The 15,039-nt window shown below is 60.3% G+C and carries 12 protein-coding genes; 3 read left to right on the plus strand and 9 right to left on the minus strand.

Annotation, left to right across the window (positions count from 1 at the left end):
• Window positions 1-5 precede the first annotated feature (5 nt).
• The 3 genes from K0H47_RS10995 to K0H47_RS11005 all read right to left on the minus strand — a co-directional run bounded on the left by K0H47_RS10995 (window position 6) and on the right by K0H47_RS11005 (window position 4,293).
• Complete coding sequence (locus K0H47_RS10995) at window positions 6-1,454, minus strand: serralysin family metalloprotease (protein ID WP_003217113.1); 1,449 nt, start codon at window positions 1,452-1,454, stop codon at window positions 6-8.
• A gap of 364 nt (window positions 1,455-1,818) precedes the next feature.
• Window positions 1,819-2,919, minus strand: a complete 1,101-nt coding sequence (locus K0H47_RS11000; protein WP_219272608.1) for a P1 family peptidase — start codon at window positions 2,917-2,919, stop codon at window positions 1,819-1,821.
• 9 nt (window positions 2,920-2,928) lie between these two features.
• Window positions 2,929-4,293, minus strand: a complete 1,365-nt coding sequence (locus tag K0H47_RS11005) for an APC family permease (protein ID WP_093209814.1) — start codon at window positions 4,291-4,293, stop codon at window positions 2,929-2,931.
• Between the two features lie 197 nt (window positions 4,294-4,490).
• On the opposite strand from K0H47_RS11005, the gene K0H47_RS11010 reads away from it, so the two are divergent.
• Window positions 4,491-5,285 (plus strand): response regulator transcription factor, encoded by a 795-nt coding sequence (locus K0H47_RS11010; RefSeq protein WP_373568920.1) that lies wholly within the window; start codon window positions 4,491-4,493, stop codon window positions 5,283-5,285.
• A 115-nt stretch (window positions 5,286-5,400) separates the two neighbouring features.
• Here K0H47_RS11010 and K0H47_RS11015 read toward each other — a convergent pair whose 3' ends face one another.
• Genes K0H47_RS11015 through K0H47_RS11030 form a run of 4 tightly spaced genes read right to left on the minus strand, consistent with a single transcriptional unit; the run spans window position 5,401 to window position 9,181 of the window.
• Window positions 5,401-6,480 carry a polyamine ABC transporter substrate-binding protein gene (locus K0H47_RS11015; RefSeq protein ID WP_219272610.1) on the minus strand — a complete coding sequence of 360 codons (1,080 nt, stop codon included), beginning with the start codon at window positions 6,478-6,480 and terminating at the stop codon, window positions 5,401-5,403.
• A gap of 60 nt (window positions 6,481-6,540) precedes the next feature.
• A complete protein-coding gene (locus K0H47_RS11020; protein ID WP_219272613.1) occupies window positions 6,541-6,882 on the minus strand; it encodes a cupin domain-containing protein in 342 nt (113 codons plus the stop codon).
• Between the two features lie 27 nt (window positions 6,883-6,909).
• Window positions 6,910-8,316, minus strand: coding sequence for an FAD-binding oxidoreductase (locus K0H47_RS11025; RefSeq protein WP_201142050.1), 1,407 nt, complete (start codon window positions 8,314-8,316; stop codon window positions 6,910-6,912).
• Between the two features lie 49 nt (window positions 8,317-8,365).
• Window positions 8,366-9,181 carry an AraC family transcriptional regulator gene (locus tag K0H47_RS11030; protein WP_063030356.1) on the minus strand — a complete coding sequence of 272 codons (816 nt, stop codon included), beginning with the start codon at window positions 9,179-9,181 and terminating at the stop codon, window positions 8,366-8,368.
• A 260-nt stretch (window positions 9,182-9,441) separates the two neighbouring features.
• Here K0H47_RS11030 and K0H47_RS11035 point away from each other — a divergent pair, with 260 nt between their 5' ends.
• Complete coding sequence (locus K0H47_RS11035; RefSeq protein WP_017479708.1) at window positions 9,442-9,714, plus strand: DUF1652 domain-containing protein; 273 nt, start codon at window positions 9,442-9,444, stop codon at window positions 9,712-9,714.
• Between the two features lie 51 nt (window positions 9,715-9,765).
• Here K0H47_RS11035 and K0H47_RS11040 read toward each other — a convergent pair whose 3' ends face one another.
• On the minus strand, window positions 9,766-12,234 hold the full coding sequence (locus K0H47_RS11040; protein WP_219272615.1) for a UvrD-helicase domain-containing protein: 2,469 nt from the start codon (window positions 12,232-12,234) through the stop codon (window positions 9,766-9,768).
• Between the two features lie 218 nt (window positions 12,235-12,452).
• Here K0H47_RS11040 and K0H47_RS11045 point away from each other — a divergent pair, with 218 nt between their 5' ends.
• A complete protein-coding gene (locus tag K0H47_RS11045; RefSeq protein ID WP_177025334.1) occupies window positions 12,453-13,148 on the plus strand; it encodes a pirin family protein in 696 nt (231 codons plus the stop codon).
• A 156-nt stretch (window positions 13,149-13,304) separates the two neighbouring features.
• On the opposite strand, the gene pgm is transcribed toward K0H47_RS11045, so the two are convergent.
• The gene (pgm, locus tag K0H47_RS11050; RefSeq protein WP_219272618.1) at window positions 13,305-14,948 is read right to left on the minus strand and encodes a phosphoglucomutase (alpha-D-glucose-1,6-bisphosphate-dependent); all 1,644 of its coding nucleotides are present in this window, start codon (window positions 14,946-14,948) and stop codon (window positions 13,305-13,307) included.
• Window positions 14,949-15,039 lie beyond the last annotated feature (91 nt).

Consider the following 15,039-nt stretch of genomic DNA (forward strand, 5'->3'; position numbering starts at 1 on the left):
CTGAATCAAGCCACGATGTCGCTGACGGCTGCCTGGCCAACGGTGGTGACGAGGAAATCCGCCACGCCGTGACCGGAGAAGTCCACTGCCAATGTGCCCAGGTTGGTACCCGAAGCGTAGGACAGCACCGCGTCGCCGGCGTGACCGGTAAACGCGTTGACGAAGGTCAGGCCCGCACCTTTGGTGATGCCGGTGAGGTCGATCTTGTCCGAACCCGAAGTGAAGTCGAAGATCTTGTCGGCCGCACCTGGCTTGGAGTCCGAGCTGGCGCCGAACACGAAGGTATCGTTGCCTGAACCGCCCCACAGCTGATCTGCACCGCCGCCGCCGAAGATGATGTCGTTGCCGGCACCGCCCTTGAGGACGTTGGCTGCAGCGTTACCGATCAACAGGTCGTTGCCCGAACCGCCGATGGCGTTCTCTACGGTCACGCCCTTGGCGATGGAAACGTTGCCTACCAGGCCACCCACGTCGGAGAACGAGGTCTCATTGAGGTTGATCTTCTGGTTTTGGGTAAAGCCGGAGAAGTCCAGAGTATCGTTGCCACCACCGTCCCACACCGAGAACACCAGCTTGTCGGCCGATGAAGTGGCGCTGAGGAAATCACGCCCGGTGTTGGAGTTGAAGCCGTAGGTGGTGTCGCCGGCGCGGGTGTTGTAGTTGGCGCCGTAGAGCTTCTGGATCGCGGCGATGTCGTCGATCAGCGGGCCGGAGGAGTAAGCCTCTACCCCGCCTTTGCTGAAGTTCTGGTTGGTGTTGCTCTCGCTCCAGTAACTCATGACGCTGTAGCCACGCGTGTCCTGTCCATAGTCCGCGTCTTTGTACGAAGGGTTGCCGGTCCCGGCGTTGTAGTCGCCAGGGTGGTCCAGGCCCAGGGTGTGGCCGATTTCGTGGGTCAGGGTCTGCCGGCCATAGTTGTTCAGGTCCGGCGTCTTGTTCGGCGTATAGCTGTTGTTGGTCAGGTACCAGGAAGTGCCGTCAAGGCCGCTTTCGTTGTACTTGGCGTTGGTGCCTGGCAGGTAGGCAAAGGCCGCTGCGCCGTCCTGGCCGCCGCTGTAGTTGCCGAAGGTCATGTGGAAGTCACCGCCCGAGGCTTTCTCGGTGAAGGTGACATTGGCCACATCAGCCCAGGATTGCATGGCCAGTACGGCCTGTGCTTTCTGCTGGGTGTTGAACTGGCTGAACCCGGTGATCCCATGCTTGTTCATGGTCGCGTTGGAAGCCGAGGTCAGGAAGGTGTAGGTGAGATCGATCTTGCCGTTGCCATCCACGTCCCGGTAAGCGGCGTTCTCACGCAGCAGGTGGTCGGCGGCCTGGTCAACGGTGAACGAGGGTTTGCCATTGACCGTGAGGTTGCCGCCACGGTCGTATTGATGGCTAAAGCTATCGATTTGCGTATAGGCGGTACTTGCTTGAGCCGCCGACACAATAGCTTTGTCTTTTACTTTTGACATAAACGTACTTCCTTGTTTGCAAGTGGAACAGTTTTTGTCCGACCGGACTCACTTTGGCGAGTAAGTCCGATCACTCGCCCCTTTTGAAGGCGAAAGAAAACTGACACAACCTGAAATCATTCGTCCAGCGGTTTTTATCCAAGGAAAAAGTTGGGCCGACGAACAAAACCTGCAAACATTGGCAAATAACGCCTTATAAAAATCCAACTATTTAAATATTAAATACTCCTAAAGACATTTGATGAGGAATGGATCCAAAGTATTGCTTGAGGTGCACTAAGAAAGTGTCACCGTGTCATTGTTAGTATTGAATGGCCACTATTTAAGTGCTTGTCCCGTATTACCGGGACAAGACTTAGTTTATTTATTGCTCGCGCCAGCCTGTTTGACGTAATGCCTGCAGGAGCGTTTGCGAATCCAACCCCGGCACGCGCACCCCGTCGTCGGTGAGCATGTCCTCCCCGGCCACTATCGCATTAATGATCGCTTCCTCGACCGCTTCCGCTGCCGCGCTGAACAACGGTGAAATGTGGTCGTTATTGACCATTTGCAGCGATGTGCTAAGGGGCAAACCCTTGCGCCCGTAGTCGGCCGCCGGTAAATCCTGATTGCCGGTGGCGAACGCCAGGAACAGGTCTCCGCTGGAGTCCTCGGTGCCACCGCCCGTGCGCGCAATGCCAATGGACGCGCGCTGTGCCAGGCGCTGGCATTGATGGGGCAACAACGGCGCATCGGTGGCGATGATCACCACAATGGAGCCCATGCCGGGGGTGCCGCGATCGGCAAACGGTGACGGAATTTCCATCAGTTGCCGACCTACCGGGTAACCGTCCACCCGCAACTCCTGGCGCTTGCCATGGTTGGCCTGTACCAGCACACCGACGGTCCAGCCACCCTGCTCCGCCGACAGGCGCCGCGAGGCCGTGCCGATCCCGCCCTTGAACTCATGGCAGATCATCCCGGTGCCGCCGCCCACGGCGCCCTCCGCCACCGGCCCGGACTCGGCGCTGGCCAGCGCCTCGCGCACATGCTCCGGGCCGACGTGCTGGCCCCAGATGTCGTTGAGCAAGCCGTCGTAGGTTTCCATCACCACCGGCATGCACCAGTACACTGCCGGGTCTGCCAGGCTTTCACGCTCCAGGGCGATCAGGGTGTCGCGCACAATCCCGATGCTGTGGGTGTTGGTGATCGCCAGTGGCGTGGTCAGCAGGCCCGACTCGGCGATCCATTCAAGACCCGTGGCGTCGCCATTGCCGTTGAGCACGTGGTAGCCGGCAAAACACGGTTGAAACCGCGCGGCACCGGCCCGGGGCTGGATTGCCGTGACGCCGGTGCGTACCTGTTTGCCGTCGATGCGGGTCTTGATCGTGCTGTGGCCGACCCGAACCCCTGGAACGTCGGTGATGGCATTCAGCTCACCGGGCGTGCCCAGTCCCAACGTGATGCCCAATTGACGTGCGCGCATAACCACTCCTTACAATTTCTGAAACGCCGGACTCAACCGGCCACTGATGCAATACAGGATCACCGACAGTGCCAGCAGGCCGATGATAATCATGATGTCGCGAACCGAGGCGGCAATCGCGAGGGTCACCAACAGGTAGCCGGCCCCCAGCACCGCCAGCAAGGCCGGCACCGGCCACAACGGCATGCGATACGGATGCTCGCGGTCACGCAGCAGAACCCGGCTCATCAGCGCGCTCAACGCCACGATCAGGTACACCAGCATGATCAACAGCACGCTGAAGGACGTCAGGTCCGCCAGGTTCGAGCTGAAGCTGAGCAATGCCGAAGGGATCGCCAGGAACAGCGTAGCCAACCACGGTGAGTCCCAGCGCGGATGAATGCGGGTGAAGAGTTTATTGATGGTCGGCGTCCACAGTGCATCGCGGCCGCTGCTGAACACCACCCGACCGATCTGAATCACGATGGCAACAATGGCGTTGAACACCGACAGGAAAATCCCGGCACTCACCAACCGCGACAATGTTTCATTGCCATGGCTGGTCAGCAGGTAGCCGATCGGATCGGGACTGCTGATCATCGCGCTGAGGGAGGGTGCACCGATCAACAATGCTGTGATGGGTACCAGTTCGATGACCACCACTAGACCCAGGGACCACAACACCGCCTTGTGCACGCCCTTGCCGCCGCACTTCATGTCTTCGGCCAGCAACACCGCCGGGCCATAGCCATTGAAGGAGAACAGGCCAATGCCCACCGCGCCGATCACCAGTGCCCAGGGCGCCAGGTGCAACACGCCGTTTTCGACGATTTGCGGTTGCAGCAGCACGCTGACCGGCTGCACCGGGTTGCCGAAGCCGATAAACACGATCACCAGCAACGCCGCCACTTCCAACAGCAGGCAGGTGCCGGTGATCCAGGCATTCAGCTTGATATTCAGGATGCCCAGGGCGTAGCTGCACACAACGATGACCAGGGCCACGGTTTGTGAATCGAACTTTGTGCCGAGGGCGTTATTCAGGTACGTCGCCGCGCCGGTGGCCAGCACCGGCGGGATAAACAGCAACATCACCAATACCGTGAGGAACGTCGCATAACCGGCCATGCCGCCGAACACCCGCTTGGCGTACACGTACTCACCGCCGGCACTGTTGTGGGCGCGGCCGAGTTCGGCGTAGCAAAAGGCGAACATCAGCGCGAGCAACGCGGCCATCACAAAAGCCAGGAACACCCCGCTTCCGGCCTGCTGGATGGCAAAGGGCGCAATCACGAACACGGAACTGGCCGGGGTCACCGCCGAGACGGTGATGGCCACTACATCGAATACGCTCAGGGTGGGTTTCAGCACGCCGTCGGGCGTGGAAGGAGCACTCATATCGTTATCCTCTTGATTGTTCTTGGTTTGAGGCAGAAACGAAAAGGTGAAGCGGCGCGGGGTATGTTCCCCACTGACTGACGGCAAACTTAAACACTCTACGTAGATCGGCCAATTCCCCTATTGGAGTACTCCCCTTGACGCCGACGGGCAAAAGTCGAACCCTTGCGGCCTGAATTCTTTGCGTGGAGCTGCACATGAGCCTGTTCAGGGAAGTCGGCATGCACGCAGGCCTGGGCCGCACCGTCGCGCAGATCGGCACCGGACGTTTCTGGAAACAACTGGTGCTGCTGTTGCACCAATGCGTGCCCTTCGACAATGCCCTGGCGATCTTCTACCCCGCCGACGGGCCGCCCCAGGCGCTGGAGGAATACGACGCGCAACCGAGCAGCAAGCCGGCGTCGATGCTGGTTTACCTCAATGGTTTGTACCTGCTGGACCCGTTTTTCCAGGCATGTCGCGAGGGGTATGCCAGCGGCGTGTACCGCCTTGAAGAAGTGGCGCCGGATCATTTTCGCCAGAGTGAATACTTCCTCAACTACTTCCACGACAACGTGCTGGAGGACGAGGTGCAATTCATCCTGCAATTGCCGGGTGCGGGGACGTTGTCGCTGTCGTTGGGGATGCAGCGGTTGTTTACCGGCGAGGAAACCGGGTTGATGACCACGCTGGCGGCCTGGGTGTTGCCGTTGATGCAGCAGCATTGGCAGCAGAGCACCCAGCGGGTGGCCGCGCCTGCCGAGATGGCCAGCCAGATCCGGGATGCGCTGAGTCATTTTGGCTGTGGGGTGTTGTCGGAGCGGGAGTTGGAAATTGCGCGGTTGGTGTTGCGTGGGTTTTCGTCAAAAGCCATGGCCGAACGGCTGAATATCTCGCCGGATACGGTCAAGGTTCATCGTCGGCATTTGTATGCCAAGCTGGATATCTCGTCGCAGCCGGAACTGTTTTCGTTGTTTATCCAGTCGTTGGGGCATGACCTGGAGAATCCTTAATGATCGTTCCCACGCTCTGCGTGGGAACGCCGCCCTGGACGCTCCGCGTCCGCTTTTGAAGTCGTGACGCGGAGCGTCACAGGATGCATTCCCACGCGGAGCGTGGGAACGATCATCAACGGCCGGTACGAATGGTGTTCCACACCCGCGTACGAATCCGGTCGATGTTCAGTGGCATTGCTTCCAGTGCGAACAACTTGCCCATCATTTCCGGGCTTGGGTACACCTTGGTGTCGCTCTTGATCGCCGGGTCTACCAGGCTGTCGGCCGCAGTGTTGCCGTTGGCGTAGTGCACGTAGTTGGTGATGCTGGCCATGACTTCCGGGCGCAGTAGGTAGTTCATGAACGCATAACCGGCTCTTTCATCCGGGGCATCGGCGGGCATGGCGACCATGTCGAACCAGATGGCGGCGCCTTCCTTGGGAATGTTGTAGCCGATGTTCACGCCGTTCTTGGCTTCCTTGGCGCGGCTTTCGGCCTGGAGGATGTCGCCTGAGAAGCCGACGGCCACGCAGATGTCACCGTTGGCCAGGTCGGCGGTGTATTTCGAGGAGTGGAAGTACGCCACGTAGGGCCGTACTTTCATCAGCAGGTCCTCGGCCTTTTTGTAGTCTTCCGCCTTCTTGCTGTGGTGCGGCAGGCCCAGGTAGTTGAGCGCCGCCGGCAGCAGCTCCGGGCCGTTGTCGAGGATGGCCACGCCGCATTTCTGCAGTTTCTGCATGTTCTCGGGTTTGAAGATCAGGTCCCATGAATCTACCGGGGCGTTGTCGCCGAGTACCGCCTTGACCTTGTCGATGTTGTAGCCGATGCCAGTGCTGCCCCACAGGTAAGGGAAGCCATGGGCGTTGCCCGGGTCGTTGTTTTCCAGGGCCTTGAGCAGCACCGGGTTGAGGTTCTTCCAGTTAGGCAACTGGCTCTTGTCGAGCTTCTTCAGCGCCCCGCCCTGGATCTGCCGGGCCATGAAGTGGTTGGAGGGGAACACCACGTCGTAGCCGGATTTGCCGGTCATCAACTTGCCGTCGAGGGTTTCGTTGCTGTCGTACACATCGTAGGTGAAGCCGATCCCGGTTTCTTTCTGGAAATTCTTGGTGGTGTCGGGGGCGATGTAGTCCGACCAGTTGTAGATCTTCACCGTCTCGGCGGCTTGGCTGAGGGTGGCGACGAATACCAGCGGCAACAGGGCAATGGGTCTCATGGTTCGATTTCCTGGCGGTTTTAGGGCTGTTTTTATGGCAGGCGATCAAAGATCAAAGAATCAGAGGATCAATACATAGGTCTTGCGCACGGTTTCCTGGATGTCCCAGATACCGGTGCTGTTGACCGGCAACATCAGTGCGTCACCGGCTTCTATGTGGAGCATCTCCCCGTTGTCGGGGGTGAAGGTGCAGCGTCCCTGGATAAAGTGGCAAAACTCCTGGGCTTTGATCTGCCGGCGCCAGCGCCCGGGCGTGCATTCCCAGATGCCGGTTTCGACGCCGTCGCTACGTTCCACGCTCAGGGTCGAGGCCACCGCGACCGGTGTGCCCAGTGGTACGGCAACCGGCGAAGCGTCCGGCAAATGGGCGCTGAGTGTGTCTTTGAACTGGGTAATGCTCATGTTCATACCTGTGGTGATTGAAACGACTTAGTGCATGAAACCTTCCATGAACCCGGCAACCCCGCTGGCCAGCTTGCGGCGCCACGGCGCAGTGTTGGGGTTGGCCAACACCTGGTCCTCATGGACAAAACTGCGAATGATCGCGTTGTAGCCCAGCCAGCGGCAGGGTTCCGGTTCCCAGGCCTTGAGCCCCTCCAGCCGGCCCGGCTGGATCACCCATGGCTGCGTGACCAGCGGTGTGTCGAGCCCCAGGATCAAGTCGGCCAAGGTACGCCCGCCCAGGTTGCTGGCCCCTACGCCCTCGCCGCCATAACCACCGGCCAAAGCGATGCCCGCTGCGTGATCGCACAGCATGTGCGGCTTGAAGCGCCGGGACATGCCGAGGTTGCCGCCCCAGGCGTGGGTGATGCGGACTTTCTTGAGCTGCGGGAACAGTTCACCGAACAGGTAGCGACGCAGTTCGACTTCGCTGTCGGTGAGGTCGAAGTTGTGCCGCAACTTGCCGGCAAACTGATAGCCCCCACGGGCGCCGAACACCAGGCGGTTGTCCGCCGAGCGCTGGCCGTAGGTGACCTGGCGACTGCTTTCGCCGAAGGCCTGGCCACGGTTCAGGCCGATTTCGTCCCAGGTGCTGGCGGGCAACGGTTCAGTGGCGACAATCAGGCTTTGTACCGGCAACTGATAGCGGCCCAAAGGCGCCAATGTGGTGGCATACCCTTCTACCGCCGGCACCACCCATGACGCGCGCACTGAGGCTTTAGCCGTGCGCAGGCTGCCGGACTGCCAATGGGTGACCGGGCTGTTTTCGTAGATCGTGACGCCCATCTGCTCCACCACCCGCGCCAGGCCGCGCACCAGCTTGGCCGGGTGAATCGTGGCAACGTGGGGGGCATAGATGCCGCCATAGGGTTTGGCGATGCGGATTTGCTCGGCCAGTTGCTGCGGGCCGAGCCAACGGTAATCGTCGTCGGTCAGGCCCTGAGCGTGGAGCTTGGCCAGGTAGGCCCGCAGGGTGGCTTCCTGTTCGGGATAACGCGCGGCGCAATACAGCACGCCGCCCTTGCGGTAGTCGCAGTCGATGCCTTCGTGCTGTATCACTTGCGCAACTTCATCGGGAATGGCGTGCAGCAGGTCGAACGAGGCCCGGCGTTGTTCGGGAGACAAGCCGGCCAGCAGGCGGTCTTCCCCCAGCAGGTTACCCATCAGCCAACCGCCGTTACGGCCCGAGGCACCGAACCCGGCGGTTTGTGCCTCGATGATCGCGATTTTCAGCTCGGGCGCCTGGCGCTTCAGGTAATACGCGGTCCAGAGCCCGGTGTAGCCGGCGCCGATAATGGCCACGTTGACGTCCAGGTCGTGCTCCAGGGACGCACGCGCCACCAGCGGTTCGTCCAGCTGGTCCATCCATAAACTGATATTGCGCCATGCAGGCATGCCAAGCTCCACCACCACACTTCGATGGCCGTGATCCTAGAGCCTGGCCTCAGGGGCTGTCTTGCGCGCGTGCACGCAGGGAAATTTGTTTGACGTAGGCCTTGGGCGACTGGCCGGTGTGCTGGCGGAAGCAGCTATAGAACGCCGACGTCGAATTGAAGCCCGCGGCAAACGCCAGTTCGTCGATGCGGATCGGCGGCGTGGCCTTGTCCAGTGCGGCCAGCAAATGCTGGAGGCGCGCCTGGTTGACGTAGCGGTAAAAGCTTTGGCCCAGCACCTGGTTCAGCAGGTAGGAGATCTGGTTGCGGCTGTACCCGCACTCCTTCGCCACCCGTTGCAGGTCCAGCTCGGGGTCCAGGTAGGGTTGCTGGCGCTCGAAGTACTGCTGCAGGTCCTTGGCCATGTAACTCAGTTGCTGGGGCGACAGGCCCAGGCGGCTGACGGTTGGGCGCGTGGTCTCGCTGCGGCTGGCGGACTGCTCGTGCACCAGGGAAGCGTATTCGTTGACCCGCCAGATCAGGCCGTCACGCACGGTGATGGCTTCACTGGTGCGAAATGACACCAGTCCCTGGCCGCCACGCAACGTGATGCGGTACTGGATGAAGGCCGTGTCGCCGTCGGCGCGGATACGGTCGGTGTGCTCGATCGCTTCATCCGCTCCACGGGGCATGCTGGCTTGCAAGTACTCGCGCAGATCGTCTGCACCGACCACGCGGTTCTGGAAGAAATCGTGGTACTGGATGTCCGGGTGGTAGTACGACATCACGCCATCCAAGTCCCGGTGTTTCCAGCACAGATGGTGACGCAGCACCAACTCGCCAGTGGCTTGGGTTTGCTGGGAGTCATCCGCGATGAAGTCGGGCATGGAGCGCTCTAAGGCTGGGACAGCCTGCGAGCTTGCCCAACTTTCCGGGCGGGTTCAATGGCCATTTGACAGTTATGACTAATGGCCTTTCGCCCATTTCCGCGTAGGACATGACCCACATCAAACTTCCCGAAAACAACCGCTGAACGGGGCAAAAAAACTCCCCTGCTGGATGCGAACGAATGCTATTTTTAAAGCTCACGACGGCCAGGACCAGTGACGGTCCTGGCGCCCCTGCAGCGAGCTAAAGGAAGCGCTCAATGAACAAGGTGGGCAAGATGAACAAAGTGACATTCCCCAACGCCTGCCAGCTGATGCGCTGGCATTTTCATCCAATGGGCTTTGAAGCGAGCATGGATGCTCCCGGTAGCATGATCGCCCGCCTGTTCGACCGCGCCAGCGGAGAAACCCTGATTGCGATTGCCGGCATTCCTTGTGCCACGGTGATGAACGCCGCTGATGTGGAGCGGATCATCGAGGCCGTGGAGGATGAGCTGGAGTCGTTTGTGCCGCCGCTGTCGCTACGAGCTTGATCTGTGTGGCGAGGGAGCTTGCTCCCTCACCACGTGATTCAACGTCGCCCCTTATGATTTGCTGATGCGCTGATCATCAAAAAACGGCTTGTCTGCGGCAATCCGGTCCGAAGCCTTTGGCATATTCACCCCTTGGCCATCCTGCGCCTCGACATACCAATAGCAATGGCTCACCGCCCGGGTAATCCCCACGTAGGCCAGGCGTAGCACTTCGTCCTTTTGCGCGCTGTCGTAAGGTTCGGTGTCGCCGTCCTTGCCCAGGCCCGCCATGCGGTAGACCTGGTTCTTGTAAGGCGAACTGGTCAAGTGCTGGCAGTCGCCTAGCAGGAATACCGCATCCGCTTGAAGGCCCTTGGCGCTGTGATAGGTCAGTTGCTTCAGACGGCGATCGCCGTACGGCAAGCTAGAATCCAGATTAACTACAGACTGAATATGCTCTTGTATCAATGACTTATCGCTGCTTTTTCGATATAGCATCAATACCGAATCACCCTTTTGATAGTGCGCCAGCAGTTGCTGGCCCAGCGCCGCATCGTCACGATCACGCACGGTGACGGGCACCAATGGCTTCGGGGTTCCACAGGCCTTGGCTTTCTTGCCGCTGATGGCCGGGGCGGCACGCACGATGTATTCGGCAGCATCAATAACGTGTTGATGGCTGCGGTAGTTCTCGCCCAGCATCACCCGCGTGGTGGTGGGCGACGGGAATTCCTTGTTGAACTCCATGAAGTACTTCGGCGAACTGCCGCGCCAGCCATAGATCGATTGCCAGTCATCCCCCACGCACAACAGCGAAGACCGCTGGGCGCCACGGCCTACGTGCATGGCCGGGCCGCGACTGCGGATCTCCCGCAGACTGGCCCGGATCCACGAGACGATCTGCGGGGATACGTCCTGAAATTCGTCGATCATCAGGTGCGACATCGGCCGCAGCAGGCTGTCGCTGAGGAGCTTGAGGTTTTCCGGGGTGTTTTCGCCAAACAGCGAGAACATACGGTTGTAGGTCATCACGGGGGGCGACTGGTCCAGCAAGTGGTCTTCCAGGGCTTTCCAGAAAATGCTCAGGGCTTCGAAGTAGAAACGGTCCGGATCGTCCTTGGCAAAGCTCATCTTGCCCACGGCGGTGGGCACATCCAGCCCGAGGTTCTCGATAAACCCGGCGGCGGCGACAAAGCTGTCCAGCAGCGGCGCCGAACCCAGCTCACCCTTGACCTTGTAGTCGAAGCCCGGGCCCGCGGTTGCGTCGCCAGCCAGGCTGCTCAAAAGGCGCCTGGATGACTCATAGTTATCAATCCATATCAGTGGCTTACGGCAGAAAGCTTGAAACAGGGTTCGCTTTACCGCCCACTCTGCGCGCACGGACAGCTTGGAGCCAGGACGACTGAGCTGGGCATTTTCCCGAGGGTCAAAGCCCAGCATTACCCAGGCATCCAGCTCGGCAATGTAGCCGTGGCAGTGGAACTGCGCGCCATTGATATCGAAGGTCTGGCGATTGGGCTCAATCCCTTTGATCGGCCAGGCACCGGCGCGAAACCACAGGTCTTCAATCACATCACAGAGTTCTTCATCGCGCTTGGCCGCCAGTTCGGTCACCGCCACGCGTTTCTGTACGTCTGGATGATCCCGTTCCAGCTCCTTGAGTTGCAGGGCGTGGCGCGCCAACGGGGCGATCAGCTCGCGGAAGCGCGCATGCCGGCCATGCAACTGGTGGTAGCAAGCATTCAGTTGCTGGCGCTGGGCGTCGTTGATGCGCAATTCGAAGGGATTACTGTCAGCCTCATCAAAGCCCGCTTCGGTGCGCACGTTGAGGTTCTCAAACGCCTGCAGCCGTTCAAGGCCCGGCAGGCTGCGCACCATTGGCAGGATGCGCGAGTGAAAGGTGCGCACCACGGCTTGCGCCTCTTTCATACCAAGGGGTTGGCCCCACAAGGCGAGAATTTCCATGAGCTTGTTGATGAAGTCCTTGCGCGACTCACGGGTGAAGGTCACCACCGTCATTGAGCTCAGCTCAAAGCCCAGGTAATGGGTCAGCAGCAGGATACGCAGCACCAGCGAGGTGGATTTACCCGCACCGGCGCCGGCAATCACCGAGGTGGACGGCGTATCGCTGAAGATCATCTTCCACTGGGCCGCGCTCGGCTGGGCATGGGCCGGCAGCAGGCGTGCCACGTCGGCCTTGATGCGTTTTTTCAACTCGGCGGTCAGTGGCAGGCGCCAATCGTCGAACAGGTTGTCGTCGACACCCGGCGCGGTGTGTTCATCCGGCCGAAAGTCACGAATCAGCAGGACCTGCCGGCCTTCCTCGATGCCATCCGCCTTGCCTTCCTGATAGCCATACTCCACGCCGGCCATGTGGCCACTTCGAAAGCCGTCGGCCTGGCCATGCAACCAGGAAAAACGGTGCTGGGCGCGCAGGCGCGTCAGGCCGTGACCGAATAATCGGGCGGCGAGCCGTTTCAATAGGGGCATTTCGGCCAGTGGCCGCAGTTCGGGAGGCAGATCGGGGGTGTGTTGCGGCACGCGGACTCCTGCAATGCGTTAACTCGGACAAGAGCCCTATGGTCGCCGCAAATGCCCCACAGTTCCAGCCAATTGCTTTGCGCTCATGCAGTTAGGCGATGAAGTGAAGACAGGTCCTTAGGATCGGCATCGAAGCATTCGATAGGAATCCAGCATTTTTTACGCTTTTTATCGATCTGGCGCTGCTGGATCATGGCTCCCATCCACAGGAGACGATCATGCTTGAACTTCGACCTTTCAACACCCTGGGCGGCGCCAATCACGGTTGGCTGGACGCTCACCACCACTTTTCCTTCGCCGAATACCACGACCCCAAGCGCATGCACTGGGGCAACCTGCGGGTATGGAACGATGACCTCATCGCACCGGGCACCGGGTTCCCTCAGCACGCGCACCGGGACATGGAAATCATCACCTATGTGCGTGAAGGCGCCATCAGCCATGCCGACAACCTGGGCAACAAGGGCCGCACCGAGGCTGGCGATGTCCAGGTGATGAGCGCTGGCACCGGGATCGCCCACAGCGAATACAACCTGGAAGCCACGCCGACCAAGATTTTCCAGATCTGGATTATTCCAAACGAGGCCGGTTTGCCGCCGTCGTGGGGCGCCAAGCCGTTTCCTAAGGGTGACCGCGAAGGTTTTGTGACCCTGGCCAGTGGCAAGGCAGGAGACAGCGAAAGCCTGCGCATTCGTGCGGATGCACGGCTGGTAGCGGCCAATTTGAAAGCTGGTGAAAGTGCCGAGTATCGGCTGGACAGCGGGCGTCGGGCGTATCTGGTACCAGCCACCGGCGTGATTGAAGTCAATGGCTTGCGTGCACACGCTCGAGACGGTGTGGCAGTTGAGGATGAGCAGGTGTTGCGGGTGACGGCGGTTGAGGACAGTGAGATCGTGTTGGTCGACCTGGCCTGAATTCGCAAGCTCGCACATCCAATGGGTAATGAGCTTTATGTGGGAGCTGGCTTGCCTGCGATAGCATCAACTCGGTATGGCTGAAAGACCGAGTTGACTGCATCGCAGGCAAGCCAGCTCCCACAAAAGCCTGGCTACCACATTTTGGCCGTGGTGTTACTGGGAGATCGCCCCGTCCACCAACACCTGCGCCTCTTCCACCAGCTGCTTGAGGTGATCCTCACCGATAAAGCTCTCGGCGTAGATCTTGTAGATGTCCTCAGTACCCGATGGCCGTGCGGCAAACCAGCCGTTTTCAGTCATGACCTTCAGCCCGCCAATCGCTTGGTCGTTACCCGGTGCATGGCTGAGGATCTGCTGGATGCTTTCCCCCGCCAACTGCGTGGACGTCACCTGGTCCGGCGACAGCTTGCCCAGCAGGGCCTTCTGCGCCGGGGTGGCCTTGGCATCCACACGAATGGCGAACGGTTCGCCCAACGCGTCAGTCAGCCCACGATAGATCTGGCTTGGGTCCTGGCCTTTGCGCGCCGTCATTTCGGCAGCCAGCAGCGCCGGGATCAAACCATCCTTGTCGGTGCTCCAGACGCTGCCGTCCTTGCGTAGGAACGACGCACCGGCGCTTTCTTCGCCACCGAAACCCAGGGAACCCTCGAACAGCCCATCCGCAAACCACTTGAAGCCTACCGGCACTTCATACAGGCGACGGCCGATGCGCTTGGCAACCCGGTCGATCAGGCCGCTGCTGACCACGGTCTTGCCCACGGCAGCATCAGCACGCCACTCAGGGCGGTTCTGGAACAGGTAATCGATGGACACGGCGAGGTAGTTGTTCGGGGCCAGCAAGCCACCGGATGGCGTCACGATGCCATGGCGGTCGTGGTCCGGGTCGCAGGCGAAGGCCACGTCGAAGCGGTCCTTCAGGCCGATCAAGCCTTGCATGGCGTAGCTGGAGGACGGGTCCATGCGGATCTGGCCGTCCCAGTCGACGCTCATGAAGCGGAAGGTGGAATCGACTTCGGTGTTCACCACGTCCAGGTTCAGGCGGTGGTGCTCGGCAATGGCCGACCAGTAGCGAACCCCTGCTCCGCCCAGCGGATCAACGCCCAGGCGCAGGCCTGAACCGCGGATCGCATCGAAGTCGATGACGTTGACCAGGTCGGCCACGTAGGTGTTTAGGTAGTCGTGACGATGGGTCGTATCGGCCTTCAGGGCCTGGGCATGGGTGATGCGCTTCACCCCGGCCAGTTTATTGGCCAGCAGCTCGTTGGCCTTGGCTTCGATCCACTTGGTGATGTGGGTGTCGGCCGGGCCGCCATTCGGCGGGTTGTACTTGTAGCCGCCGCTTTGCGGTGGGTTATGGGACGGCGTGATCACGATGCCGTCGGCCAGGCCGCTGGTGCGGCCACGGTTGTAGCAAATAATGGCGTGGGAAATCGCCGGTGTCGGGGTGTACTCGTCGCCCTCGGCCAGCATCACGTGCACGCCATTGGCCGCCAGCACTTCCAGGGCGCTGGCGCCGGCAGGCGTCGACAGCGCGTGAGTGTCCAGGCCGACAAACAGCGGGCCGTTGATGCCTTGGGCTTCACGGTAAAGGCAAATGGCCTGGCTGATGGCAAGCACGTGCCATTCATTGAAGCTCAGGTCGAACGAGCTGCCGCGGTGCCCGGAGGTACCAAAGGCGACACGCTGGGTGGAGATCGCTGCATCAGGCTGGCCGGTGTAATAGGCCGTTACCAGTCGCGGGATGTCTACCAGCAGTTGAGCTGGTGCCGGCTTGCCCGCAAAAGGACTGAGAGTCATGCATAAACCTCTGAAAGAGAAGGATTCGGAAAAAAGTGCAGTTTACTGAGAGTTGGACTGCTCCGCGACGTTATAAATCCTACAACAATCA

It is taken from the genome of Pseudomonas sp. Xaverov 83 (assembly GCF_019352905.1).
GTDB lineage: Bacteria > Pseudomonadota > Gammaproteobacteria > Pseudomonadales > Pseudomonadaceae > Aquipseudomonas > Aquipseudomonas yamanorum.

What these genes read in the sequence shown, in the direction of transcription:
- K0H47_RS11020 (WP_219272613.1), bottom strand. Translation starts at nt 6,882, where the DNA reads ATGAGCATTACCCAGTTCAAAGACACACTCAGCGCCCATTTGCCGGAC.
- K0H47_RS11015 (WP_219272610.1), bottom strand. Translation starts at nt 6,480, where the DNA reads ATGAGACCCATTGCCCTGTTGCCGCTGGTATTCGTCGCCACCCTCAGC.
- K0H47_RS10995 (WP_003217113.1), bottom strand. Translation starts at nt 1,454, where the DNA reads ATGTCAAAAGTAAAAGACAAAGCTATTGTGTCGGCGGCTCAAGCAAGT.
- K0H47_RS11035 (WP_017479708.1), top strand. Translation starts at nt 9,442, where the DNA reads ATGAACAAGGTGGGCAAGATGAACAAAGTGACATTCCCCAACGCCTGC.
- K0H47_RS11005 (WP_093209814.1), bottom strand. Translation starts at nt 4,293, where the DNA reads ATGAGTGCTCCTTCCACGCCCGACGGCGTGCTGAAACCCACCCTGAGC.
- K0H47_RS11000 (WP_219272608.1), bottom strand. Translation starts at nt 2,919, where the DNA reads ATGCGCGCACGTCAATTGGGCATCACGTTGGGACTGGGCACGCCCGGT.
- K0H47_RS11045 (WP_177025334.1), top strand. Translation starts at nt 12,453, where the DNA reads ATGCTTGAACTTCGACCTTTCAACACCCTGGGCGGCGCCAATCACGGT.
- pgm (WP_219272618.1), bottom strand. Translation starts at nt 14,948, where the DNA reads ATGACTCTCAGTCCTTTTGCGGGCAAGCCGGCACCAGCTCAACTGCTG.
- K0H47_RS11025 (WP_201142050.1), bottom strand. Translation starts at nt 8,316, where the DNA reads ATGCCTGCATGGCGCAATATCAGTTTATGGATGGACCAGCTGGACGAA.
- K0H47_RS11030 (WP_063030356.1), bottom strand. Translation starts at nt 9,181, where the DNA reads ATGCCCGACTTCATCGCGGATGACTCCCAGCAAACCCAAGCCACTGGC.
- K0H47_RS11010 (WP_373568920.1), top strand. Translation starts at nt 4,491, where the DNA reads ATGAGCCTGTTCAGGGAAGTCGGCATGCACGCAGGCCTGGGCCGCACC.